A 24092-nucleotide genomic window follows, 5' to 3' on the forward strand; every position below is an offset into this window, starting at 1 on the left:
CGCGCCTATTCGGGTGAAGCGAACCTTGGGAGTGGAGTAGCGACTGCCGACGCCCCCCAACCTGTCGGCAGGACGAACAGGAGGCGCGCCGGTGAGTACGAGTACGCAGGACAACCCGCCGACGTCGGGCAGGAATCCGGACGGGCTCTTCCGGACCAAGTCCGTCGAGCAGTCCATGCAGGACACCGAGGAGCCGGAGCACCAGCTCAAGAGGTCGCTGTCGGCCCTGGACCTCACGGTCTTCGGCGTCGGTGTCATCATCGGCACCGGCATCTTCGTCCTCACCGGCACGGTGGCGAAGAACAACGCCGGGCCCGCTGTCGCCCTCGCCTTCGTCGCGGCCGGTGTGGTGTGCGGGCTCGCGGCCATCTGCTACGCCGAACTGGCCTCCACGGTCCCGGTCGCCGGGTCCGCGTACACGTTCTCCTTCGCCACCCTCGGCGAGCTCCCGGCGTGGATCATCGGCTGGGACCTGGTGCTGGAGTTCGCGCTCGGTACGGCGGTGGTCGCGGTCGGCTGGTCCGGCTATGTGCGGTCGCTGCTGGACAACGCGGGCTGGCATCTGCCGCAGGCGCTGTCCGGCACCAGTGACACGAACGGGTTCGGCTTCGACCTGCTGGCGTTCCTGCTGGTGCTGCTGCTGACCGGGATCCTCGTCCTCGGTATGAAGCTCTCCGCGCGGGTCACCACGGTGGTCGTCGCGATCAAGGTGGCCGTGGTGCTGCTGGTCATCATCGCCGGCGCGTTCTTCATCCACAGCGAGAACTACAAGCCCTTCCTTCCGCCCGCGATCAGTTCCGTCAAGGAGTCCGGTCTCAAGTCGCCGCTCATCCAGGTGCTGTTCGGATACGCGCCGACGAGCTTCGGTGTCCAGGGCATCTTCACCGCCGCGGCCGTCGTCTTCTTCGCCTTCATCGGCTTCGACATCGTGGCGACCGCGGCCGAGGAGACCAAGAACCCGCAGCGGGACATGCCGCGCGGCATCCTCGGCTCGCTCTTCATCTGTACGGCGCTGTACGTCGCCGTGTCGGTCGTCGTCACCGGTATGCAGAAGTACACCGAACTGTCGGTGGACGCGCCGCTCGCCGACGCCTTCAAGGCGACCGGGCACCCGTGGTTCGCGGGCGTCATCAGTTTCGGGGCCGCGGTCGGCCTCACCACGGTCTGCATGATCCTGTTGCTCGGCCAGACCCGGGTGTTCTTCGCGATGAGCCGCGACGGGCTCATTCCCCGGTTCTTCTCCCGGGTCCACCCGCAGTTCCGCACTCCGTACCGCTCGACGATCCTGCTGGGCGTGCTCATCGCCGTCATCGCGGGCTTCACCAGCATCTCGGAGCTGGCGGCGCTGGTGAACATCGGCACCCTCTTCGCCTTCGTCCTCGTCGCGGTCGGCGTCATCATCCTGCGCCGCACCCGGCCCGACCTGCCGCGTTCCTTCCGTACCCCGTGGGTGCCCGTGCTGCCGATCGCCTCGGTGGCCGCCTCGCTGTGGCTGATGCTGAACCTGCCGAGCGAGACCTGGCTGCGGTTCGGGATCTGGATGGTGATCGGTGTCGTCGTCTACTTCCTGTACGGACGCAGCCACAGCCGTATGAACCGCGCCAACAAGGGCGCCTGACGGACCGGTACGTTGTCAGGCGTGCCATCGGCCCCGAAGATCACGAGCGGCGCCCCCGCCGGACTCCCCGCCCCGAGCGAGGAGGACGGCGGGGGCGCCCGCCGTCGGGCCCGGCGGCTGCGGCCGCCGGACCGCTACTGGCTGCGGCTGGCGGCGGTGCTCGCCGTGCTCGCCACCCTCGTCCGCGCTCCGTCGTTCCTGCGCCCGGTCTGGAACCCCGACGAGGGCTACCTCGCCGTGCAGGCCCGGATGCTCGCGCACGGCGGGGTGCTCTACGACACCGTCGTGGACCGCAAGCCGCCGCTGCTGCCCTGGCTCTACGAGGGGCTGTTCGCGGTCTTCGGCGACGCCTCGCTGTGGCCGCTGCGTGCCGCCGCCGTCGTGGCGCAGCTCGGCACCGCCCTGCTGCTCGCGTCCGTCGCCCGCCGCCGCTGGGGGAACCGGGCGGGCGCCGCCGCGGGCGCCGGGTATCTGCTGCTCTCCATCGGCCTGGCCCCCGAGGACACCCAGGCCGCCTCGTTCGGTGTGTTCATGCTGCCGTGGACCGTACTGGCCTTCTGGGCGGCCGACCGCCGCCGCTGGGCGCTGGCGGGCCTGGCCGTCGCGGGGGCGGCGCTGACCAAGCAGACCGGCGGCGCGGCGCTGCTGCCGGTGCTGTGGATGCTGTGGAGCGCCCGGCGCGCGCCGGAGCCGCCCGGCGGGGTCGCCGTGCTGCGGCTGGTCGCCGGCTGCGCCCTGCCGGTGGCGGGCGTCGCCGTCTTCACCGGCCCGTCCCGGTTCCTGTTCTGGACGGTCACCGGCTCCGGGTCCTACGCCTCCGCTTCGGGCGCCTGGGGCGTGGCGCTGGGGCGGGGCCTGGGGAACGCCGGGATACTGGCCGCCGCCGGGGCGGCCTTCGTCGTCCCCACGGTCCTCACGCTGGCCCGCCGGAGCGGCGTGGAACGGCTGCCCGCCGACCTCTGGGTCTGGCTGGGCGCCTCGGCGCTCGGAGCGGTCTTCGGCTTCCAGTTCTACGGCCACTACTTCCTGCAGTTGATCCCGCCGCTGGTGCTCATCGGGGTGGCCGCGCTGCGCGGGCTGCCGCGCTGGTGGCCCGCGGCCACCGCCTGGACGGTGCTCGCGAGCGCCGCATTCGCCGTCTGGGGCCTGACCGCGCCGCGGGCCGAGCTGGACCACGCCGACGCCGTCGCCGCCGCCGTACGGGCCCGTACCGGCCCCGGGGACACCGTTCTGGTGTGGGGCATGCACCCCGAGCAGTACTGGCTCTCCGGCCGCGCCCCCGCGAGCCGCTATCTGACCGCCGGCTTCCTGACGAACTTCAGCGGCGGCCGCGGCGGCGCCCGGGTGGGGGAGGAGTACGCGGTCCCCGGCGCCTGGCGCACCTTCGGCGAGGAGGCGGCGCTGCGCCCGGCCGACCTGATCGTCGACGACTCGCGCGGAGCGCCGTACGGCCCGGCCCTGACGCCCAGCCTGCAGCGGATGCTGGACGCCGGATACCGCCCGGTGGACACCGTCGGAGGCGCGGTCCTCTACGCCCGGGCCCCGGCCCTCCGCTGACCCTCACGCAGGGCCTCCGCCAGGGCCCCCGGACCGGTCCCGACACGTCCCGGTGGTATACAGGCGACGTAGCAGAGCACGCTGATCGAGGTGGCGGTATTTCATGACGGAGTCCAAGGGACTCAAGGACCGGAACGACACGGCGGACTCCGGGGCGGCGCCCCGTAAGGGTCTTCTGCAGCGCTGGCGGCCGTACGCCGCGGGCGTTGTGGTGCTCGTGGTGGTGTTCGGGGCGTCCGCGGCCATCGGCGCGCATGTGCGCGGCGCGAAGGCGGACAAGGTGAAGCCGCCCGCGAACGCGGCGGGCCCGGACGGCCAGGCGAAGCTGGCGGTGCCGGTCAGGCCGAGCGTCCCGGTGACGCTGACCGTCTACGAGGACCTGCGCAGCCCGCAGTCCAAGGCGTTCGCCGAGCAGTACGCGGACACCTTCACGAAGCTGCTGGCGACCGGGCAGGTGGAGATCCAGTACCGGCTGGTCACCCACACCGACTCCCAGCTGGGCGGCCACGGCTCCCGGGCCGCCGCCAACGCGGCCGCGTGCGCCCAGGACCAGGGGCGGTACACGCAGTTCGTGCAGCAGGTCTGGAACCGGCAGCCGGATCCGTCGGACGACGCGCTGAGCAGCCAGAAGCTGCTGAAGGAGCTGTCGGAGAAGGCCGGGAAGATCGACGAGGGCAAGTTCGTCCCGTGCATGAAGGGCAACGACCACGAAGGCTGGGTCGCGAGGTCCGAGTCCGACTTCGTGTCAGGCGCCTACGGTGAGGTGCCCGTTGTCCAGATCAACGGCGAGACGGTGCCCGACGTCCAGACGTCGCTGACGCCGGTCAAGCTGCGCTCGATGGTGGAGAAGGAGGCCAAGAAGGTGTCCGACGAGACCGTTCCGTCCGGGCAGCCGAGCCTCGCGAGCTGAGGGTCTTTCCGCACCCTTTCCGCACCTTTTTCCACCCCTCCGTGACCGGGCGCGTCATCACCTGGCCAAGACGTATCCGACATTTCGTCAACTTTCTGGCGAAATCGGGTATTGAAGGCATGTGACGCCCGATCACGGAGGAGTGTGCGCATGTCCATACCGTTGTTCGACGAGGTAGAACCGCTCTCCGGCTGTGTCTGCGAGGAATGCGCGCGACAGCGCCTCGCCGACTCGGTGACGCGGGACACCGGCACCGGCTGCAGCACCACCGCGGCCACCCGTGTGATGGTCGTGGCGGCCGCCGCGGGCACGGCCATCAGCGGCGGAGCGGGTGCGGTCGCCGCGGCCACCGCACCGAGCGCCGCCACCGGTTCCATGCTCGGCCACGCCCTGCTCAGGGCGCCGGTCCCGGCTCCTGCCCCGCTGCATCTGACGCGGGACCAGATCCTGGACCGGGCACAGCGCTGGGTGGACGCCGAGGTGCCCTACAGCATGTCCGCGTACTGGTCGGACGGTTACCGCCAGGACTGCTCGGGCTTCATCTCCATGGCCTGGGGCCTCGGCACCAACGCATGGACCGGCAGCCTGCCGGACTACGCGAGACGGATCGACCGGGACGATCTGCTGCCCGGTGACATCCTGCTGTTCCACAACCAGGCGGCTCCGGAGAAGGGCTCGCACGCCGTCATCTTCGACGGCTGGGCCGACTCCGGGCACCACCTGTACACCGCGATCGAGCAGACCCAGCCGCACACCCGCGCCCAGACGACGCCGATGGCCTACTGGACCAACTCCGACAAGTACGTCGCCTACCGGTACAAGTACCTGGACTCCGGCACCGGCAGTCCGGGATCGGGCGGCACAGGGACACCGGGGACACCGGGGACACCGGGGACACCGGGGAGCACCGGCACGACGGGGAGCAACGGCTATCCCGGCACCGCCGCCTTCGGACCCGGCGCGAACAACGCCAATGTCACCCGGCTGGGCACCATGCTCATGACCCGCGGTGCCAGGCCCTACTACATCGTCGGACCCGGCCCGCTCTGGGGCGACGCCGACCGCAGCGCCACCAGCGCCTTCCAGCGCGCCCAGGGCTGGACCGGCAGCGACGCCGACGGCCTGCCAGGACCCACCACCTGGGGATACCTGGTGGAGGGCACCGGTAAGAACATCGCCGCGGGCACCCCCACGACGCGGCCGGTCGGCGGCTCCACGGCACCCCGTTACCCGGGCGCCGCTTCCTTCCGCCCAGGACAGTCCAACGACCAAGTGCTGACCCTCGGACGGCGCCTCGTCGCCAAGGGCTTCGGCAAGAGCTACCGCGTGGGCCCCAGCCGTACCTGGGGCGAGGCCGACCGCCGCGCCGTCGAGGCGTTCCAGCGCGCCCAGGGCTGGTCCGGGCGCGACGCGGACGGCTATCCCGGACCGGAGACCTGGAGACGACTCTTCCTGTGACGACTCACGCACCCACGGCGGACGCGGCCCTGGCCGCCACCGCCGTCCTCCCCGCCGTCCTCCCCACCGCCGCCACCGTCACCGTTTCCGATCTCGTCGAGAGGCCCGGCCGCTGCCTGCCGGGTTGGACCGCGGCGCTCACCGCGCTGGTCGCTGCGGCCGCCGGCGGCTGGCTGCTGTGGCGGACGGGCGCGCTGCCCGAGCGGCTCGCCGGCCACACCGTGCTGCCCGAGGCGCCGGCACCCCGGGACCTGACCGGTCTGTGGGGGGCGGTGCTGCTGCTCGGCGCGCTGACCGCGTTCGCCGCGGGCGGCCTCACCCGGGGCCGTCCCGGCAAGGTCTGGGTGCTCACCCGGCACGGCGCCTACCAGGGCAGCGTCCGGGAGACCGGACTGCTGTGGATCAGTCCGCTGCTCGGCCGCCGCCGGATGGACGTCAGCCTGCGGCACTGGCGCAGCCGCGCCATCGAGACGGTCGACGCGGACGGCACCCCGCTGCACGCCAGCGTCCTGATCGTCTGGCGGGTCCGGGACACCGCCCGGGCCGCCTTCGCCATCGACGACCACTCGCGCTACCTGCGCGAACAGGTGGAGTGCGCGGTCACCCGCGCCGTCTCCCGGCTGCCCGCGGACGACTTCCGCGGCTCCGGGCCCACCCTGCGGGACTCGGAACGCCTCGGCGACCAGCTCACCCGGCTGCTCGCCGCCGATATGCGCCCGGTCGGCGTCGAGGTCTTCTCGGCGCAGCCCGTACGCCTGGAGTACGCACCCGAGGTGGCCGCCGCGATGCGGCGTGCCCAGGTCACCGCGCTCGACGCCAGGCACCGCCGGGCGGTGCTCGACGACGTGCTCGCGGCGGTTGCCGAGACGGTGCGCGGTCTGACCGACCGCGGGCTGGTCCAGCTCGACGACTACGAGCGGAAGTCGCTGGTCAGGGACTTGACCGTGGCGTTCTACACGGCTCGTGGCCCGGCGGCCGAGGTGCCGAGGAAGTAGCCCCCGGCCGGGTCCTGACCAGCTGCGGTCAGGACCCGGCCGAGGGCGTCACTCACGGCGTTACGCCGGGACGCTCGCGATGCCCGGGGCGAGGAACGGCTTGCCGTTCACCCGCTGCGAGACACCCTCGCGGTCCAGGTACGGGGTGATCCCGCCCAGGTGGAAGGGCCAGCCGGCACCGGTGATCAGGCACAGGTCGATGTCCTGCGCCTCGGCGACGACACCCTCGTCGAGCATGAGGCCGATCTCCTGCGCCACGGCGTCCAGCACCCGGGCGCGGACCTGCTCCTCGGTGAGCACCGAGTCGCCCTGCACCAGCAGCGCGGCGACCTCGGGGTCCAGCTCCGGCTTGCCGGAGTCGTAGACGTAGAAGCCGCGCTTGCCGGCCTTGACCACCGCGGCCAGGTTCTTCGAGACGGTGAACCGGTCGGGGAACGCCCGGTTGAGGGTCTCGGAGACATGCAGCCCGATGGCCGGGCCGACCAGCTCCAGGAGCACCAGCGGCGACATCGGCAGGCCGAGCGGGTCGATGCCCTTCTCGGCGACCTCGACCGGGGTGCCCTCGTCGATGATGTTCTGGATCTCACCCATGAAGCGGGTCAGGATCCGGTTCACCACGAACGCCGGGGCGTCCTTGCAGAGCACCGCGGTCTTCTTGAGCTTGCGTGCCACACCGAACGCGGTGGCCAGCGAAGCGTCGTCCGTCGACTCGCCGCGCACGATCTCCAGCAGCGGGAGGATCGCGACCGGGTTGAAGAAGTGGAAGCCGACGACCCGCTCGGGGTTCTTCAGCTTCGACGCCATCTCGGTGACGGACAGCGAGGAGGTGTTGGTGGCGAGGATCGCGTGCGCCGGGGCGACCGCCTCGACCTCCGCGAAGACCTGCTGCTTGACGCCCATCTCCTCGAACACGGCCTCGATGATGAAGTCCGCGTCACCGAAACCGGCGGCCTTGTCGAGCGAACCGGTCACCAGCGCCTTGAGGCGGTTGGCCTGGTCCTGCTTGATGCGGCGCTTGCCGAGCAGCTTGTCGATCTCGCCGTGGACGTAGCCCACGCCCTTGTCGATGCGCTCCTGGTCGATGTCGGTCAGCACGACCGGCACCTCCAGACGGCGGGCGAAGAGCAGCGCCAGCTGCGAGGCCATCAGGCCCGCGCCGACGACGCCGACCTTGGTGACCGGGCGGGCCAGGTTCTTGTCCGGCGCACCGGCCGGGCGCTTGGCGCGCTTCTGCACCAGGTTGAAGGCGTAGATGCCGCTGCGCAGCTCGCCGCCCATGATGAGGTCCGCGAGAGCGGTGTCCTCGGCGTCGAAGCCCGCCTGCAGGTCGCCGTCCTTGGCGTTGGCGATGATCTCCAGCGCGCGGTACGCGGCCGGGGCGGCGCCGTGCACCTTGGAGTCGGCGATGCCCCTGCCGCGCTCGACGGCCTGGTCCCAGGCCGTACCGCGGTCGATCTCGGGGCGGTCCACCACGATCTCGCCGCGCAGTACGGCGGCGGTCCACGCCAGCGACTGCTCCAGGAAGTCCGCACCCTCGAAGAGCGCGTCGGCGATGCCGAGCTCGAAGACCTGCCGGCCCTTGAGCTGACGGTTCTGGTTCAGCGAGTTCTCGATGACGACGGTCACCGCGCGGTCCGCGCCGATCAGGTTCGGCAGCAGGGTGCAGCCACCCCAGCCCGGAACGAGACCGAGGAAGACCTCGGGGAGCGAGAACGCCGGCAGCGCCGCGGAGACGGTGCGGTAGGCGCAGTGCAGGCCCACCTCGACACCGCCGCCCATCGCCGCGCCGTTGTAGTACGCGAAGGTCGGGACGGCGAGGTGCGAGAGCCGCTTGAAGACCTCGTGGCCGCCCTTGCCGATGGCGAGCGCGTCCTCGTGGCGCTTCAGCAGCTCGACGCCCTTGAGGTCGGCGCCGACCGCGAAGATGAACGGCTTGCCGGTGACACCGATACCGGTGATGGTGCCCTCGGCGGCCTCGGCCTCGACCTGGTCGATCGCCGCGTCGAGGTTGGCCAGCGACTGCGGGCCGAAGGTGGTCGGCTTGGTGTGGTCCAGGCCGTTGTCCAGCGTGATGAGCGCGAAGCGTCCGGCGCCCGGGAGGTCGAGGTGGCGCACGTGCGCGCTCGTTACGACCTCATCGGGGAACAGCTCGGCCGCACCCTTCAAAAGCTCGGCGGTGGATGTCACTTGCTGCCTCCGTCGAAGTGCGGGTTCTCCCAGATGACCGTTCCGCCCATGCCGAACCCGACGCACATGGTCGTCAGGCCGTAGCGGACGTGCGGCTGCTCCTCGAACTGGCGGGCCAGCTGCGTCATCAGCCGGACGCCGGAGGAGGCCAGCGGGTGGCCGAACGCGATCGCGCCGCCGTACTGGTTGACACGCGGGTCGTCGTCCGCGATGCCGAAGTGGTCGAGGAAGGCGAGCACCTGGACGGCGAACGCCTCGTTGGCCTCGAAGAGGCCGATGTCGTCGATCGTCAGACCGGCCTGCGCCAGCGCCTTCTCGGTCGCCGGGACCGGGCCGATGCCCATGACCTCGGGCTCGACACCCACGAAGGAGTACGAGACCAGACGCATCCGGACCGGCAGGCCCAGCTCGACGGCGACGTCCTCGGCGGCGAGCAGCGACGCGGTCGCGCCGTCGTTCAGGCCCGCCGCGTTACCCGCGGTGACCCGGCCGTGGGCGCGGAACGGCGTCTTGAGGCCGGCCAGCTGCTCCAGGGTGGTGCCCGGGCGCATCGGCTCGTCCGCGGTCGCCAGACCCCAGCCGGTCTCGCCGGCCTCGGGGTTGCTGTTGCGCACGGAGACCGGCACCAGGTCCTGCTGGATCTTGCCGTTGGCGTACGCCTTGGCGGCCTTCTCCTGGCTGCGCACGGCGTACTCGTCGACGCGCTGCTTGGTGATGGCCGGGTAGCGGTCGTGCAGGTTCTCCGCGGTCATGCCCATGAAGAGGGCGGACTCGTCGACCAGCTTCTCCGAGACGAAGCGCGGGTTCGGGTCCACGCCCTCACCCATCGGGTGACGGCCCATGTGCTCGACACCGCCGGCCACGGCGACGTCGTACGCACCGAAGGCGATGCCGCCGGCGACCGCGGTCACCGCGGTCATCGCGCCGGCACACATGCGGTCGATCGAGTACCCGGGGACCGTGGTCGGCAGGCCGGCCAGGATGCCGGCGGTGCGGCCGAGGGTCAGACCCTGGTCGCCGATCTGCGTGGTGGCGGCGAGAGCCACCTCGTCGATCCGCTCGGCGGGCAGTTCCGGGTTGCGCCGCAGCAGCTCCCGGATGCACTTGATCACGAGATCGTCGGCACGGGTCTCGTGGTAAATGCCCTTCGGGCCCGCCTTGCCGAACGGGGTGCGGACGCCGTCGACAAAGACGACGTCCCTAGCGGTACGAGGCACGTTGGCTCTCCTCCAGATGCGGATTCGCTGCCACTGGGCGCGAGGCTGCGGCTACGACACCCATGCTACTAGCCAGTAACCAACGGGGACAGTCCCCCCGCCCGGAGCGGCGAACGTCACATGCGACGAGGCCGTTCCCGGCCGGGTTCCGCGGGGGTGCCGACCCGGACGGGCCCTACGGCGCAGGGGCCTCCGGAGCCGCCGGGGGCTGGGCGGCGAGGGCCGCCGTGAGGATCGGCGCGGTCAGCCCGACCTGCCAGGCGCGCGCTCCGTAGCCGGTCAGTACCGCCGCGACCTCCTCGGTGGTGGCCTCGGCCGGCGGGTCCCAGCACAGCCGGCGCACGGTGTCCGGGGTGATCAGGTTCTCCTGCGGCAGGTTCAGCTCCTCGGCGAGCTTGCCCACCGCGGCCCGCGCGGCGGACAGCCGGGCAGCCGCCACCGGGTCCTTGTCCGCCCAGGCGCGCGGCGGCGGGGGACCGACGTAGGCCGGTCCCGGCTGCGGCAGCTCCCGCTCCGGCAGGGCGCGGGCCCGGTCGATCGCGGCCTGCCACTGGTCGAGCTGGCGGCGGCCCATCCGGTGCCCGAAACCGGGCAGTGTCGCGAGCACCGTCACGTTCGGCGGGCCCTCCAGGGCGGCCGTGACGATCGCGGCGTCGGTGAGGATGCGGCCCGGCGAGATGTCCCGCTCCTGGGCGGCCTGGTCGCGGGCCTGCCACAGCTCGCGCACCACGCCGATCTGCCGGCGGCGGCGGACCTTGTGCATGCCCGACGTACGCCGCCACGGGTCGACCCGGGGCGAGGGCGGCGGAGCGGTGGCGATGGCGGAGAACTCCTGCAGCGCCCAGTCCAGCTTGCCCTGTTCGCGCAGTTCCTCCTCGAGCGCGTCCCGCAGGTCGACCAGCAGCTCGACATCGAGCGCGGCGTACCGCAGCCAGGGCTCGGGGAGCGGGCGGGTCGACCAGTCGACGGCCGAGTGGCCCTTCTCCAGGGCGAACCCCAGGACGTTCTCGACCATGGCGCCGAGTCCGACCCGGGGGAAGCCCGCGAGCCGGCCGGCCAGCTCGGTGTCGAACAGGCTCTTGGGCCGCATACCGATCTCGTCGAGACACGGAAGGTCCTGGGTGGCGGCGTGCAGCACCCATTCGGTGTCGGTGAGGGCAGCGCCCAAGGTGGACAGGTCGGGGCAGCCGACCGGGTCGATCAGCGCGGTCCCGGCTCCCGTACGGCGCAGCTGGACCAGATAGGCCCGCTGTCCGTAGCGGTATCCGGACGCGCGCTCGGCATCCACGGCGACCGGACCGGAGCCCGCGGCGAATGCCGCGACGATGTCTGCGAGGGCCTCCGGGCTGGCGGTCACCGGCGGGATTCCCTCGCGCGGGTCCAGCAGCGGGACCGGCGCCGGGGCAGCCTCTGTTGCGGTCTCTCGGGCGTCGGTCACCCCCTAAGGGTATCCGTGTATCGCGAACGCCCGTCGACGGAACGTTCCGTCGACGGGCGCAGTGGTCATGCGGGGGTGTGGGAGGGCTAGTGGATGATGCCCGTACGCAGGGCGACAGCGACCATTCCGGCCCGGTCGCCGGTGCCGAGCTTGCGGGCGATACGGGCCAGGTGGCTCTTCACGGTGAGCGCGGACAGGCCCATCGAGACGCCGATCGCCTTGTTCGACTGGCCTTCGGCGACCAGTCGCAGCACCTCGACCTCGCGGCCGGAGAGCTCGCGGTAGCCACCGGGGTGGCCGGGCGTGCCGGGCGGGCGGCGCTGCATACGGGCGCCCGCCGAACCGACCGGCGCGGCGCCGGGACGGCCCGGCATGCCGCCGAGGTTGTTGCGGGTACCGGTGACGACGTATCCCTTGACGCCGCCCGCGAGTGCGTTGCGGACGGCGCCGATGTCATCGGCGGCGGAGAGCGCGAGGCCGTTCGGCCAGCCGGCCGCGCGGGTCTCGGCGAGAAGGGTCAGGCCGGAACCGTCGGGGAGGTGGACATCGGCTACGCAGATGTCGCGGGGGCTGCTGACCCGGGGCCGGGCCTCGGCGATCGACGAGGCTTCGATCACATCGCGCACACCGAGCGCCCACAGGTGCCGGGTGACGGTGGATCGGACGCGGGGGTCGGCGACGACGACCATGGCCGTCGGCTTGTTCGGACGGTAGGCGACCAGGCTCGTGGGCTGCTCGAGAAGAACTGACACCGGGCCTCCTGTGGCGAAGGGGGGACTGAGAGGGTCACAGTCTCCTTCGGCAGCAATTGCCCCGGCCTTTAGGGAATGATCACGATTTGTTGAGTAACAATTCCGGCAAATCGGACGCTCACTCGAACAAGATCATGTTGAGCGGCGGGTGGGTGCGCGGCGGAACCGCGCCGGAATACCGGGAAAACGGGCGGAAGTACGTGGATACCGGACGGGCAGTCAGCCGCGCCGCTTGGGCATCGGCACGACGCCGCCGGGCAGGTCCTGCGACTCATGGCCCTCGGTGGGCGGCAGCCCCGCGCACGCGCAGAGCAGATCGCACCAGGCCGCCAGGTGGTCCACGACGGCGGGGATCCCGTCCGGGCCCTCGGTCGGTGTCCAGGACGCCCGGATCTCGATCGCCGTCGCGTCGGGCCGCTCCGCGATCCCGCCGAAGTAGTGCGAGGAACTGCGCGAGACCGTGCCGCTCGGTTCGGTGTACTCCGCGCCGCGCGCCTCCAGGGCGCCGGTCAGCCACGACCAGCTCACCTCGGGCAGCAGCGGGTCCACCGCCATCTCCGGCTCCAGATCGGCGCGCACCAGCGTGACCAGCCGGAACGTACCGTTCCAGGCCTCATGGCCGTCCGGTTCGTGGAGCAGGATGAGCCGGCCGTCGGCCAGCTCCTCGCCGTCCACCACGACCGCGGCCTCCAGCGCGTACGCGTACGACGCGAGACGCTTGGGCGGAGCTGTCGTATCGATCTCCACTTCGGGCTGTACCCGCGCGGAACTCAACGCGTCTACCGCGCGCTGGAAGGGGAGTGGTGCGCCGTCCCCGTCCGCAAGGTGCCCGTGAACCGCTGCCATGCCCGGAAGACTAGGCCGCCCACGGCCTCCACGGGTGGAGCAACACCCGGGCGCGTGGGTCGCATCCCGGCGCGTGCGAAGATTCAACGCGTGAGTGCGCACCAGCAGACCGCTGCTTCCCCGTTCATCCGCGCCTGTCGGCGTCAGTCCGTGCCGCACACCCCGGTGTGGTTCATGCGGCAGGCCGGCCGATCGCTGCCCGAGTACCTCAAGCTCCGTGAGGGCACCGCCATGCTGGAGTCCTGCATGCGGCCCGACATGGTCACCGAGATCACGCTCCAGCCGGTGCGCCGCCACAAGGTCGACGCGGCCATCTACTTCAGCGACATCGTCGTCCCCCTCAAGGCCATCGGCCTCGATCTCGACATCAAGCCCGGCGTCGGTCCGGTCGTCGAGCAGCCGATCCGTACCCGCGCCGACCTCGGCCGGCTGCGCGCGCTCGAGCCGGACGACGTGAAGTACGTGACCGAGGCCATCGGGATGCTCACCGGAGAGCTGGGCGAGACCCCGCTCATCGGCTTCGCGGGCGCGCCCTTCACCCTCGCCAGCTACCTCGTCGAGGGCGGCCCGTCCCGCAACCACGAGCGCACCAAGGCGCTCATGTACGGCGACCCCGAACTGTGGGCCGATCTGCTGGACCGGCTCGCCGACATCACCGCCGCCTTCCTCAAGGTGCAGATCGAGGCCGGCGCCAGCGCCGTCCAGCTCTTCGACTCCTGGGTCGGCGCGCTCTCGCCCGAGGACTACCGGCGCTATGTCATGCCGTCCTCGGTGAAGGTCTTCGAGGCCGTCGCCGGCTACGGCGTACCGCGGATCCACTTCGGTGTCGGCACCGGCGAACTGCTCGGGCTGATGGGCGAGGCCGGCGCGGACGTCGTCGGGGTCGACTGGCGCGTTCCGCTCAACGAGGCGGCCCGCCGGGTCGGCCCCCACAAGGCGCTCCAGGGGAACCTCGACCCGGCGGTGCTCTTCGCCCCGACGTCCGCCGTCGAGACGAAGACCCGCGAGGTGCTCTACTCGGCGACCGATCTGCCCGGCCACATCTTCAACCTCGGCCATGGCGTCCTGCCCAGCACCGACCCCGACGCGCTCACCCGCCTCGTGGACTTCGTGCACCGCACCACCGAGGTCTGACGGGGCTCTCTACTCCTCGGTCACGGCCTCCGCCGTCACGTTCTCCCCGTCCGGCACCACGGCCGGCGGGGCGAGCCTGCGGCGGACGACGACGAAGACGAACCAGCCGGCGAGGCCCAGAGCGGCGAACGGCAGCGCCACCGAGAGCACGATCAGGATCCCGCGCAGCGTCACGTAGAAGGCGTGCCAGCCGGTGCCCAGCGCGTTCCCGACCGACTCCCAGAAACCGTCGTCCTTCTTCGGCGGCGGCGCGGAGGCGGGGTGTTCCGGCTCGGACAGCACCAGCGTGACGGTCGCCAGGTTCGTCCGCTCCTTCAACGACGCCTGCTGGGCCTGCAACGCTTCCAAATTGGCTTCCCTGGTGCTGAGTTCACCCTCAAGAGTGACCACGTCGCTGAGCTGCGTGGTCCGGCTCATCAGCTCCCGCACCCGCGCGAGGCTCGCCTGCTGCGAGCGGATGCGGCTCTCCACATCCACCACCTGGCTGGTGACGTCCTCGGTGCTGACCTTGCGTTCGATCAGCCTGCCGAGGCCGGCGAGATCGTTCAGCACCTTGTCGTAGGAGTCCGGCGGCACCCGCAGGGTGATGGTGGAGTGCTCCAGGCCCTGGCTGTCGCGGCTGGTGTTCTCGTCGCCCACGTAGCCGCCCGCGCCGGTGACCGTGGTCCGTGCCGACGCGAGGGCGGCGGCGACGCTGTCCTTCGCCTCGACGCTGAGCGTCGCGGTGCGCACCACGTAGTTCTGGGACGGCACGGGGGTCTTGGTGGTGGCGCCCTTCGCGGTGCCCGGAGCCGCGGACGGCGCGTCCACCGCACCCTTCGCGTCCGCCTGGTGCGGGGCCGAGGCGGCCTTGTCCGCGCTGTCGTCCTTCGCCGACGAGCCTGCGGCACCGCACCCCGAGACGGTGAGCGTGGCTGTCAGCGCGGCGGCGGCGAGGGCCGCGAAAGGTCTGCGGCGGATGGTGGTCGGCTGGCGCATCGAACTCCCCCAGAGATCGTTCACCGGCAGGAAACCGGTGATGGAACCGGTGTTGGCGATACGACGTGGAGAGGGCGGCCGGGGTTTCGGATCCCCGGTTCCGAAGCGGTCACGTTTAGAGCTCGTTCGGGAATCTGGGACAGTGGAGGCATGACCGACACACACCGCGGAACAGGGCATGTGATCGTCGTCGGCGGCGGCGTCTCCGGACTCGCCGCCGCCCACTTCCTGGCCGGAGGCGGCGCGCGGGTGACGGTGCTGGAGGGATCGGCCCGGCTCGGCGGAAAGCTGTACGCGGACGAGATCGCCGGCGTGCCCGTGGACCTGGGCGCCGAGTCGATGCTCGCGCGCCGGCCGGAAGCGGTCGCGCTGGCCCGCGAGGTGGGGCTCGGCGACCGGCTGGAGCCGCCCGCGGTGTCGGGTGCCGCCGTGTGGACCCGGGGCCGGCTGCGGGCGCTGCCCCAGGGGCACGTCATGGGAGTCCCCGGCGATCTGGGCCCTCTCGCGGCCTCCGGCCTGCTGTCACCCGCGGGCCTGGCCAGGCTGCCGCTGGACCACGTACTGCCCCGGACGAAGATCGGCGAGGACGTCGCCGTGGGTGAGTACGTCGCCGCGCGGCTCGGCCACGAGGTCGTCGACCGGCTGGTGGAGCCGCTGCTCGGCGGGGTGTACGCGGGCAACGCCTACGAGATCTCGCTGCGCGCGGCCATGCCGCAGCTCTTCGAGGCGGCCCGGTCGGGACGCTCCCTCATCGAGGCCGTGCGCGGTGTCCAGCGGCGCGCCGCCAAGGCCGCCCCGGACGGACCGGTCTTCATGGGCATCCGCGGGGGCGTCGGTCAGCTGCCGGTCGCCGTCGCCGAGGCGTGCCGGGCCGCCGGCGTCACCATCGAGACCGGCGCGCCGGCCAGGGAGCTGCGGCGCACCGCGGGCGGCTGGCAGGTCACCGTCGGCGACCGGGTGCTCGACGCGGACGCCGTCCTGATCGCCGCGCCCGCCCCGGCCGCCGCCCGGCTGCTGGCGGCCGAGTCACCCGTCGCCGCCGCGGAGCTGTCGGCGGTGGAGTACGCCAGCATGGCGCTGGTCACCATGGCGTTCCGGCGGCGCGACGTGCTGCGGATGCCGAAGGGCACCGGCTTCCTGGTGCCGCCGGTCGACGGAAAGACGATCAAGGCGTCCACCTTCTCCTCCCACAAGTGGGGATGGATCAACGAGGCCGGACCCGACACCTTCCTGCTGCGCACCTCCGTCGGCCGGCACGGCGACGAGGCGGACCTGGCCTGGGACGACACCGATCTCGTCCGCCTGTCGCGGCGCGACCTGGGCGAGGCCATCGGGCTGTCCGCGGCGCCCGTCGCGGCCCGTGTCACCCGCTGGGACGGCGGACTGCCGCAGTACCCGGTCGGTCATGTCGAGCGCGTCGCCAGGATCCGCGAGCAGGTCGGGAAGCTGCCGGGGCTCGCGGTCTGCGGCGCGGTGTACGACGGGGTCGGGATTCCGGCCTGTGTCGCCAGCGCCCGCAAGGCGGCCGACGAGGTACTGACCTCCCTGGCCACGACCCTGGCGACAGGCGGCGCGCGGGACACGGGAGAATGACGGCATGACTGACTCGACTGCTGCTCCCGACGCCCCGGACAGGACTCCGAACGCCGGCAAGAAGGCGAAGGATCTCAACGAGATCATCCGCTACACCCTCTGGTCCGTCTTCCGGCTGCGCGACGTGCTGCCCGAGGACCGCTCCGGATACGCCGACGAGGTGGAGGAGCTGTTCGCGCAGCTCGCCGCGAAGGACGTCACGGTACGCGGCACCTACGACGTGTCGGGGCTCCGGGCGGACGCCGACCTCATGATCTGGTGGCACGCGGAGACCGCGGAGGCGCTGCAGGAGGCCTACAACCTCTTCCGCCGCACCCGGCTCGGCCGCGCGATGGTCCCGGTCTGGTCGAACATGGCGCTGCACCGCCCCGCGGAGTTCAACAAGTCGCACGTCCCGGCGTTCATCGCCGACGAGACCGTGCGCAAGTACGTCAGCGTCTACCCGTTCGTGCGCTCCTACGACTGGTACCTGCTGCCCGACGAGGACCGCCGCCGGATGCTCGCCGACCACGGCAAGATGGCGCGCGGCTTCCCGGACGTGCGGGCCAACACCGTCCCGGCCTTCACGCTCGGCGACTACGAGTGGATCCTCGCCTTCGAGGCGGACGAACTGCACCGCATCGTCGACCTGATGCGGCACCTCCGCGCATCCGAGGCACGGATGCACGTACGCGAGGAGGTGCCGTTCTACACCGGGCGGCGCAAGGAGATCGGCGAGCTGGTGGCCGGCCTGGCGTAAGGCTGGCGCTACGGCTTGGGCTCGGGATGCGGACCGCACGTCGGCGTGCGGTCCGTTCCCGTTTCACCGCGCAGGAGATACGCGTCGACGCGGTTGTTGACGCAAGTGTTGGAGCCGTACGCCACGCCGTGCGAGCCGGAGCGGCGCTCGGTGAGGAGCACGGAACGGGGCAGCCGGCGCTGGAGTTCCACGGCGCCCGCGTGCGGGGTCGCGGCGTCGCGCTCGGCGGAGACGAGGAGCACCGGCGGCAGTTCATGGCCGAACGTGCGCACCTCCAGGGGCTGCCGGTGCGGTCCCTTCCAGAAGGCGCACGGCAGGTTCATCCAGGCGTTGTCCCAGGTCTCGAAGGGGGCGGTGCGGGCCAGCGCGGTGTTGTCGCGGTCCCAGGTGAACCAGTCGCGCGGCCAGGGCGAGTCGGCGCACTCGACGGCCGTGTAGACCGCGTTGCCGTTCTCGTTCTCGACGGCCCTGGCGGGGTTGGGGGAGGCCTCGGTGATCAGCGGCTTCGGGTCGCCGTGGACATACGCGGACAGGGCTGCGGCCAGCTCCGGCCAGGTGTCGTCGTAGTACCCGGCGCCCAGGTAGGCGGCCTGCAGCTGGCCGGGGCCGACCACGCCGCCCGCCGGCCGCACGGCCAGCTCGGCGCGCACCGCGTCGTAGGCCTCCTGCACCTGCGTCCGGTCGGTGCCCAGGTGGTACGCGGAGTCGTACTTGGCCACCCAGTCGCGCCAGTCGGCCCAGCGGATCTCGAAGGCGGCGTCCTGCTCCAGGTTGGCCTGGTACCAGATCTGGCGCGGGTCGGGATCGACGACGCTGTCGAAGACCATGCGGCGCACATGCCGGGGGAAGAGCGTCGCGTACACCGCGCCGAGGTACGTGCCGTAGGACGCGCCGTAGAAGTTGAGCTTGCGTTCGCCGAGCGCGGCGCGGATGACATCGAGGTCGCGGGCGCTGTTGAGCGAGGTGAGGTACGGCAGCAGATGCCCGGAGCGCCGCTCGCAGCCTTCGGCGTACGCCTTCGCGTCTTCGATCCGGGCCTGCTTGTCGCGCTCGCTCGTCGGCCGTGGGTCGCGGGTGGGGGCCTTGACGTAGTCCGCCGGGGCTTCGCAGGAGATGGGCGCGGACCGGCCGACCCCGCGCGGGTCGAAGCCCACGAAGTCGTAGGCGCGGGCGGCCTTGGCGTACTCCTTGACCTTCAGGACGCTGAACAGCGGGAAGTACAGCCCCGAGCCGCCGGGTCCGCCGGGGTTGTAGACCAGGGCACCCTGCCGCTCGCCGGCCGGCCCGGTGGCGGCGACCCGGCTGATGACCAGGTTGATCCGCTCGCCGTCCGGCCGGGCGTAGTCCAGCGGTACTGACACGGTGCCGCACCGGACCGAGGCGGGCAGCCGGGTCGCGCCGGCGCACCTGCCGAACGTCACCCCGGCCAGAGCGGCGCGCTCGGCGGCGACGGCCGCGCCGCGCGCCTCGGCCACCCGGTCGCCGTGCGGCGGTCCCGGCGCCGCCGATCCGGGGGGAGCGATGGCCAGGGTGCTCAGCGCCAGGGTTCCTGCGACGCCGTACAGGGCAATTGATCGCACCGATGATCCTCTCGTGTCAGGTCATGACAAAAGGGATCCTTGGGGCGGTGGTGGATGAAGTAAAGGACAAGCGGCGGGTGTCGTCCCCGACCACCCCGGCCGGGGTGGTCAGCCGAGCGCGGCCCGCTGCGCCGGGTCCAGCAGCGCGGCCGGGCCGCGCACCGCCAGCGCGCTGAGCGGGCCGGGGCCGTCCGGAACGGCGCGCAGCGCGTCCTGCCCGGCAGGGGAGGCCCAGCGGGTGTACGGATGGACCTCCACGCGGGCGATGATCCAGCACCCGGTGGTCAGCAGCAGCGGCAGCGCGAACCAGGCCTGCGCCTGGCCACCGTCGGGCTGCCCGCCCGCCGACAGGACCAGGGCGGCGCCGGCCATCAGCAGGTTCAGGAGTATGGCGCCGCGCACCTGCCGGATCCCGGCGGTGACGCTCTCCCGGGCCGCCGCCGGCACCGCGAGGCCGTCGCCCACGAGCCGTTCCCCGAGGGCGCGGATGGCGCCGGCCGCGGCGTGCGCCACCCGTATCGCGGCGACCGGGGACTGGCCGTCCGGCCCGATGGAGGCGATCAGCGACCGTTCGAGATCGTCACGGCCCTCGGCGTCGACCACTGTCGCCCACCCGGTGTGCGCGAGCAGCAGCCGCTGCTCGCCCGCCATCGAGACCAGCGTCAGATCGGTGACCCGGCGCGGTCCGCCGGACAGGAACGCCGTCTCGTACAGCCCGAGTCCGGCGACCTGGGGCCGGCCGCCGGGCCCGGCTGCGGGCAGAGCGCCCGCGGCGATCGCGGCCCGGCACAGACGCGCGCAGGAGACGACCGCCGCGACGCACGCGACGAGAAGGAACAGCATCCACATAAGGGATTTCTACTCGACGGTAGTGACACTCCGCCGGGAATTTCGCGGATCGACCCGTGCGGCGGCCGGCCCGTTACGAACTGCTGCTGCCGCAACTGGATCCCGAGCTGGATCCGCAGCTGGAACCGGAACTCGAACCGCAGCTCGACCCCGAACTCGAACCGCAACCGGATCCCGAGCCGCCGCCGCAGCTCGACGCGGATCCGCCCCCGCCACCGCAGCTCGACGACGACCCTCCGCAACTCGAAGCGGAACCACCGCAGCTGGTGCCGCCGCCGGCCCAGCCGCCCGCGGCATCGCCCCACGAGCCCGGGTCGGACGCGTCGGACGACGGCTGCGAGGACTGCGCCAACTGGTCGCGCAGGACGGTGTCCTGGATCGAGGCGGCACCGGCCAGCGCGAACAGCATGGTGGCGTCCGAGCCGGTGGAGGCGGTGCGGGAGGCCAGCAGCGGACGGTTGCTGAGCCGCAGCCCGTGCAGCACCCGCTTGCCGGCCGGTGTGAGCCGGCCGCGCGGCGCCGAGCACGTCAGGAGGACGAAGAGCCCGACGGCGAGCCCCGGCAGCACCCGGACGAACAGCGGCAGCCCTGAACCGACGACGAGGTGCGGCATCACCTCCGCCAGCGACAGGAACAGCAGCAGGCACCAGACGGTCTTGTGCAGCGTCGACACCCGCCGCCATCTGCGGTGCACCTCGGGCTGGAAGAACAGGCCGCGGCGGGCGAGCCGGTCGCCGATCGACTGCACCGGAGATCCGGTCAGCACCGCTGTACGGACCTGGCGCAGGCCGCCGCCCCACTCGGCGCCGCAGGCCTCCAGCAGGGCGGTCTCGACCGGATTCGATGCGACCGGCCGGAGCACGGTCAGCTGTCCTGAAGCGTCCACGGCGATCCGGCCGTCCGCGTGCATCGCCGCGATCACGGTGTCGGCGACCCGGCCCGGACCGCCGGCCAGGAAGGCGGTCTCCAGCGGATCCCGGGGGATGTCGCCGTGGTACGGCCGGGTGAAGCGGCGGGCGCGGATCTTCTCCCCGACGAGGTACGCCGAGGTGGCGGCGATCAGCAGGTACACGGTGAGCATGAGGCCGGTCATGACGTTCATCGAGGTCACCTTCCCGGCAGCGCGGTGCGCGCGGCGTCCATGATCCGGCCGAACCGGCCGAACCGGCCGAACCGTCCGGTCCGCACGAGGCGGCCGGGGCGGGCGGCCGCGGACAGCGGCGCGGGACCCGAGCGCTCCCGCCACCAGCCGTCCAGCAGACGGCGGGTGGCGTCGTCGAGCGCTTCCGCGTCATCGTCCAGCACATGCTCCGCGAAGCACAGCGCGTCGAGGCGGTAGCCGCCCTGCAGCGGGTGCGTGGCCGCGTACCGCAGGAAGGCGGGACGGTAGCGGTCGCCGAGGATTTCCGGCAGTTCCGGGGCCACCTTGGCGGTCACATCGGCGCGCTTGGCCGCGAGGGCCCGCGACTGGACGCCGATCCGGCCGCGGTCGAAACCCTCCGGGACGGGGGTGCCCGCCACCAGCGCGGAGAGCAGCGCCGTCTGCGCGAGCGCGAGCCGCTGCCGTGCGGCGGCGCTGTCGGCGTCAGACACAGTGCGCCTCCTGGGGCCGCTCCGCCGACGGGACACCGCGGATCGCCGCGAGTTCCGCGGCGAGTTCGGCCGCGGACGGGAAGTTGTCGTCCCGCTCCAGCAGGACGCCCGGCGGCCGGATCCGCTCGCGCAGCGCCGCGAGCACGTTCAGCACCGGCCGGGTCACCGGATGGGCGTGCGTGTCGTGCCAGACGCCGTCCTTCTCGGTCCCGCCCGCCACATGGACGTAGGCGATGGCCTCCAGCGGCAGTTCGTCGAGCACCGCGACCGGGTCCTCGCCCCGGTTCACATGGTTGGTGTGCAGATTGGCGACGTCGATGAGCAGCCGTACGCCGGTGCGCTCCACCAGCTCGTACAGGAACTCGCCCTCGCTGAACTCCTCGTCGGGCCAGCCGAGCAGCGGCGCGATGTTCTCCAGCGCGAGCGGCACGGGCAGCGCGTCCTGCGCGATGCGGACGTTCGCGCAGAGCACGTCGAGCGCGTCGCGGGTGCGGGGTACGGGCAGCAGGTGCCCGGCCTCCAGCCGCGGCGAACCGGTCAGCGGCCCGCCGGCCCGCACGAACGCGATGTGCTCGCTGACGAGCGGCGCCCCCAGCAGCCCGATCCGCGTGGCGAGCGCCGCCAGCCGGCCGGGGTCGGGGCGCTCCGCGCCGCCCAGGCCCAGCGAGACCCCGTGCGGGATCACCGTCGTGCCGCTTTCGCGCAGCCGCCGCAGCGGTTCCGGGAGGTGATCGGCGCAGAGGTTCTCCGAGACGACCTCCACCCAGTCGACACCGGGCAGCTCCGCGATCGCGTCCGCGATCTCCGGCCGCCAGCCGATACCTGTACCCAAGTCCTTCATGCCGTCCCCCTCCGCGTTTCCCGCACACGCCGTGCCGGGGTGATGGCCCCGCCGGGACCGGGCGAACCCTGTGGGTGGCCGGTTCAGAGCTTGATTTGAGGTTCCCGTGCCGGTGCGGGCCCGTCGCCCGCCCGGTGTCACGCGCTGGTGGTGCGGCGCAGCGGGAGGTAGTCGGAGACGACGGTGCAGGAGCCGGGGACGATCTCGGTGAAACCGGCGTCGCGCACCACGGGCAGGCCGGAGCCGGTGAGCGCCGGCCATTGGGCGGGCGCCGGAGTGCGGACCGCGAGCGGGAAACCGGCGTCGCGCCACGCGGTGCGTTCGGCGTCCGTCAGTTCCCACCAGGCGAGCTGCGCGCCGTGGCCCGCCTGGGCCATGGCCTTGCCCGCGGACATGTCGAGCTCCGGGTTCATCCAGAGCACCGGCAGCCCGGCCTCCGCCACGGGCGGGGGTTCCGGATCGTCCAGTTCGGTGCCCGAGACCTGGAGCTTCGCCAGCACCTTGGGCCAGCCGTCCAGCGGGACCGGCGGATAGACCCGTACCTCGGCCTCCAGCCCGGTCACGGTGATGCCCGGCAGATATCCGGCCCGGCGCCACTCCGAGCCGCGCGCCCGGCGGACGACCTTGCGGATCCGGGCGTCCTGCCAGTCGCGTACCGCCTCGGCCCATTCGCCGTCGCCCGCGGCCCGTTCGTCGGACAGCAGGGTGAGCACGGCGCGCGCCGCGGTCTCCAGGGCGTCGGTGCGCGCCGGCGGGTCGTCCTTCTCGATGCGGACGACGAGCGGGAGGACGAACTGGGGCGCCGCGTCGCGGTCGATGCTGGTCACGGCCACAGTCTGCCACCGAGCAGGGCGCCGGACGCGTTCGGTCCGCCGGGGCTCGCCGCCGCGCCCGCCATCGGGTCCGCCCAGCCGGGAACCGCCGACGATCTACGATGACCGGGTGGATACGGCCGCGATACGCGTTCCCAGCGAGCTCGACCCGGTGGCACGGGTCGAGCGGATGGCGCTTCCCGCCCCCGGCGACCCGCCGCGGCTGTGGCTGGTGAACGCGGCCCGGCACGCCGACTTCGCGGCGCGGCTGGCGTCCGACGTCCTCGACCCGCAGGAACTGCGCAGCGCCGCGGCGTTCCGCGCCGACGCCGACCGGGACTGCTACCGCGCCGCGCACGTCGGACTGCGGCTGCTGCTCGGCGCCCAGCTCGGCAGCGCCCCCGGAAACGTACGGCTGGTCCGGGAGGACTGCCCGGGGTGCGGCGGGCCGCACGGCCGTCCCGCCGTGGCGGGCGGCGGTGTGCACTTCTCGCTGTCGCACAGCGGCAGCTTCGCCCTCCTGGCGTTCGCCGCGACCCCGGTGGGGGTGGATGTGGAGACCGTCCCGTCCGATGACGCGGTGGCGGACATCGCCTCCGTGATGCACCGGGTGGAGATCGCCGAACTCGGCGCCCTGGAGCCGCCGGAGCGGCCCGCCGCCTTCGCGCGGGCGTGGGTGCGGAAGGAGGCGTACCTCAAGGGGCTGGGCATCGGTCTCGGCCGCGACCCCTCGGCGGACTACGTGGGGACCGGCGAGACGCCCGCGGCCGGCCCGGCGGGCTGGTCCATCGCCGACGTGGCCGTGGGGGAGAACCGCGCCGCCGCGGTCGCCGTGGCCGACCCGGGCGCGGCGGACATCACGCCCTCCGCAGCCACCGCGCACTGAACCGGCGCTCCGTTCTGGACGGGACCGGCGTCCTGCTGGTCCTGGGCCGTCTCCACCTCGGGAGCCGGCTCCGTCTTCGGGGCGTCCTTGAGGATGAAGTACGTCGCCA

At 72.4% G+C, this 24092-nt stretch carries 19 protein-coding genes and 1 pseudogene; 9 read left to right on the forward strand and 11 right to left on the reverse strand.

The genetic code is table 11. The features are described 5' to 3' along the window. The first annotated feature begins 175 nt into the window (after nucleotides 1-175). From C8250_RS31865 to C8250_RS31885, 5 genes are all read left to right on the forward strand, one after another. Nucleotides 176-1618 (forward strand): amino acid permease, encoded by a 1443-nt coding sequence (locus C8250_RS31865; RefSeq protein WP_187145339.1) that lies wholly within the window; start codon nucleotides 176-178, stop codon nucleotides 1616-1618. Nucleotides 1619-1774: 156 nt separating this feature from the next. Then, nucleotides 1775-3175: a glycosyltransferase family 39 protein gene (locus C8250_RS31870; protein WP_244809879.1), complete on the forward strand. Its 1401-nt coding sequence runs from the start codon at nucleotides 1775-1777 to the stop codon at nucleotides 3173-3175. A gap of 103 nt (nucleotides 3176-3278) precedes the next feature. Further along, complete coding sequence (locus C8250_RS31875) at nucleotides 3279-4085, forward strand: thioredoxin domain-containing protein (RefSeq protein WP_138354281.1); 807 nt, start codon at nucleotides 3279-3281, stop codon at nucleotides 4083-4085. Between the two features lie 150 nt (nucleotides 4086-4235). Next, nucleotides 4236-5543 (forward strand): peptidoglycan-binding protein, encoded by a 1308-nt coding sequence (locus tag C8250_RS31880; RefSeq protein WP_138354282.1) that lies wholly within the window; start codon nucleotides 4236-4238, stop codon nucleotides 5541-5543. Further along, nucleotides 5540-6538, forward strand: coding sequence for an SPFH domain-containing protein (locus tag C8250_RS31885; RefSeq protein WP_138354283.1), 999 nt, complete (start codon nucleotides 5540-5542; stop codon nucleotides 6536-6538). The genes C8250_RS31880 and C8250_RS31885 overlap by 4 nt, the downstream gene beginning before the upstream one ends. Before the next feature lie 60 nt (nucleotides 6539-6598). Here C8250_RS31885 and C8250_RS31890 read toward each other — a convergent pair whose 3' ends face one another. The 5 genes from C8250_RS31890 to C8250_RS31910 all read right to left on the reverse strand — a co-directional run bounded on the left by C8250_RS31890 (nucleotide 6599) and on the right by C8250_RS31910 (nucleotide 12978). Beyond that, nucleotides 6599-8725 carry a 3-hydroxyacyl-CoA dehydrogenase NAD-binding domain-containing protein gene (locus tag C8250_RS31890; protein ID WP_138354284.1) on the reverse strand — a complete coding sequence of 709 codons (2127 nt, stop codon included), beginning with the start codon at nucleotides 8723-8725 and terminating at the stop codon, nucleotides 6599-6601. Beyond that, a complete protein-coding gene (locus tag C8250_RS31895; protein WP_138354285.1) occupies nucleotides 8722-9942 on the reverse strand; it encodes an acetyl-CoA C-acyltransferase in 1221 nt (406 codons plus the stop codon). Before C8250_RS31895 ends, C8250_RS31890 begins: the two co-directional genes overlap by 4 nt. A 175-nt stretch (nucleotides 9943-10117) precedes the next feature. After that, nucleotides 10118-11380, reverse strand: coding sequence for a ribonuclease D (locus C8250_RS31900; protein WP_138354286.1), 1263 nt, complete (start codon nucleotides 11378-11380; stop codon nucleotides 10118-10120). An 86-nt stretch (nucleotides 11381-11466) separates the two neighbouring features. Continuing rightward, complete coding sequence (locus C8250_RS31905) at nucleotides 11467-12132, reverse strand: response regulator transcription factor (protein ID WP_138354287.1); 666 nt, start codon at nucleotides 12130-12132, stop codon at nucleotides 11467-11469. A 219-nt stretch (nucleotides 12133-12351) separates the two neighbouring features. Beyond that, the gene (locus C8250_RS31910; protein ID WP_138354288.1) at nucleotides 12352-12978 is read right to left on the reverse strand and encodes a DUF3000 domain-containing protein; all 627 of its coding nucleotides are present in this window, start codon (nucleotides 12976-12978) and stop codon (nucleotides 12352-12354) included. An 81-nt stretch (nucleotides 12979-13059) separates the two neighbouring features. Between C8250_RS31910 and hemE the strand changes: the two genes are divergently transcribed. After that, nucleotides 13060-14112 (forward strand): uroporphyrinogen decarboxylase, encoded by a 1053-nt coding sequence (hemE, locus tag C8250_RS31915; protein WP_138354348.1) that lies wholly within the window; start codon nucleotides 13060-13062, stop codon nucleotides 14110-14112. 9 nt (nucleotides 14113-14121) lie between these two features. Here hemE and C8250_RS31920 read toward each other — a convergent pair whose 3' ends face one another. Then, on the reverse strand, nucleotides 14122-15090 hold the full coding sequence (locus C8250_RS31920) for a DUF4349 domain-containing protein (RefSeq protein WP_187145047.1): 969 nt from the start codon (nucleotides 15088-15090) through the stop codon (nucleotides 14122-14124). A gap of 150 nt (nucleotides 15091-15240) precedes the next feature. Here C8250_RS31920 and hemG point away from each other — a divergent pair, with 150 nt between their 5' ends. After that, entirely contained in the window at nucleotides 15241-16683 is a 1443-nt protein-coding gene (hemG, locus tag C8250_RS31925; RefSeq protein WP_138354290.1) for a protoporphyrinogen oxidase, read from the forward strand. A gap of 4 nt (nucleotides 16684-16687) precedes the next feature. Then, nucleotides 16688-17422, forward strand: coding sequence for a hydrogen peroxide-dependent heme synthase (gene hemQ, locus C8250_RS31930; protein WP_138354291.1), 735 nt, complete (start codon nucleotides 16688-16690; stop codon nucleotides 17420-17422). Nucleotides 17423-17430: 8 nt separating this feature from the next. Here the strand turns inward: hemQ and C8250_RS31935 are convergent, their stop codons facing one another. From C8250_RS31935 to C8250_RS31955, 5 genes and pseudogenes are all read right to left on the reverse strand, one after another. Further along, nucleotides 17431-19002, reverse strand: coding sequence for an alpha/beta hydrolase (locus C8250_RS31935; RefSeq protein ID WP_138354292.1), 1572 nt, complete (start codon nucleotides 19000-19002; stop codon nucleotides 17431-17433). A gap of 108 nt (nucleotides 19003-19110) precedes the next feature. Further along, entirely contained in the window at nucleotides 19111-19851 is a 741-nt protein-coding gene (locus C8250_RS31940; protein ID WP_138354293.1) for a TIGR04222 domain-containing membrane protein, read from the reverse strand. 73 nt (nucleotides 19852-19924) lie between these two features. Continuing rightward, nucleotides 19925-20953, reverse strand: a complete 1029-nt coding sequence (locus C8250_RS31945; protein ID WP_138354294.1) for a TIGR04222 domain-containing membrane protein — start codon at nucleotides 20951-20953, stop codon at nucleotides 19925-19927. Between the two features lie 5 nt (nucleotides 20954-20958). Beyond that, nucleotides 20959-22285 (reverse strand): annotated as a pseudogene (locus tag C8250_RS31950) (DUF692 domain-containing protein). A gap of 137 nt (nucleotides 22286-22422) precedes the next feature. Continuing rightward, complete coding sequence (locus C8250_RS31955; RefSeq protein ID WP_244809482.1) at nucleotides 22423-23112, reverse strand: peptidyl-tRNA hydrolase; 690 nt, start codon at nucleotides 23110-23112, stop codon at nucleotides 22423-22425. Between the two features lie 115 nt (nucleotides 23113-23227). Here C8250_RS31955 and C8250_RS31960 point away from each other — a divergent pair, with 115 nt between their 5' ends. After that, nucleotides 23228-23983 (forward strand): 4'-phosphopantetheinyl transferase superfamily protein, encoded by a 756-nt coding sequence (locus C8250_RS31960; RefSeq protein WP_244809484.1) that lies wholly within the window; start codon nucleotides 23228-23230, stop codon nucleotides 23981-23983. Nucleotides 23984-24092 lie beyond the last annotated feature (109 nt).

It is taken from the genome of Streptomyces sp. So13.3 (genome assembly GCF_005860785.2).
Classification (GTDB): Bacteria; Actinomycetota; Actinomycetes; order Streptomycetales; family Streptomycetaceae; genus Actinacidiphila; species Actinacidiphila fildesensis.

Coding starts and splice junctions, on each gene's coding strand:
- C8250_RS31865 (WP_187145339.1), top strand. CDS start 176: ATGCAGGACACCGAGGAGCCGGAGCACCAGCTCAAGAGGTCGCTGTCG.
- C8250_RS31875 (WP_138354281.1), top strand. CDS start 3,279: ATGACGGAGTCCAAGGGACTCAAGGACCGGAACGACACGGCGGACTCC.
- C8250_RS31880 (WP_138354282.1), top strand. CDS start 4,236: ATGTCCATACCGTTGTTCGACGAGGTAGAACCGCTCTCCGGCTGTGTC.
- C8250_RS31910 (WP_138354288.1), bottom strand. CDS start 12,978: ATGGCAGCGGTTCACGGGCACCTTGCGGACGGGGACGGCGCACCACTC.
- C8250_RS31920 (WP_187145047.1), bottom strand. CDS start 15,090: ATGCGCCAGCCGACCACCATCCGCCGCAGACCTTTCGCGGCCCTCGCC.
- hemG (WP_138354290.1), top strand. CDS start 15,241: ATGACCGACACACACCGCGGAACAGGGCATGTGATCGTCGTCGGCGGC.
- hemQ (WP_138354291.1), top strand. CDS start 16,688: ATGACTGACTCGACTGCTGCTCCCGACGCCCCGGACAGGACTCCGAAC.
- C8250_RS31940 (WP_138354293.1), bottom strand. CDS start 19,851: ATGTGGATGCTGTTCCTTCTCGTCGCGTGCGTCGCGGCGGTCGTCTCC.
- C8250_RS31945 (WP_138354294.1), bottom strand. CDS start 20,953: ATGAACGTCATGACCGGCCTCATGCTCACCGTGTACCTGCTGATCGCC.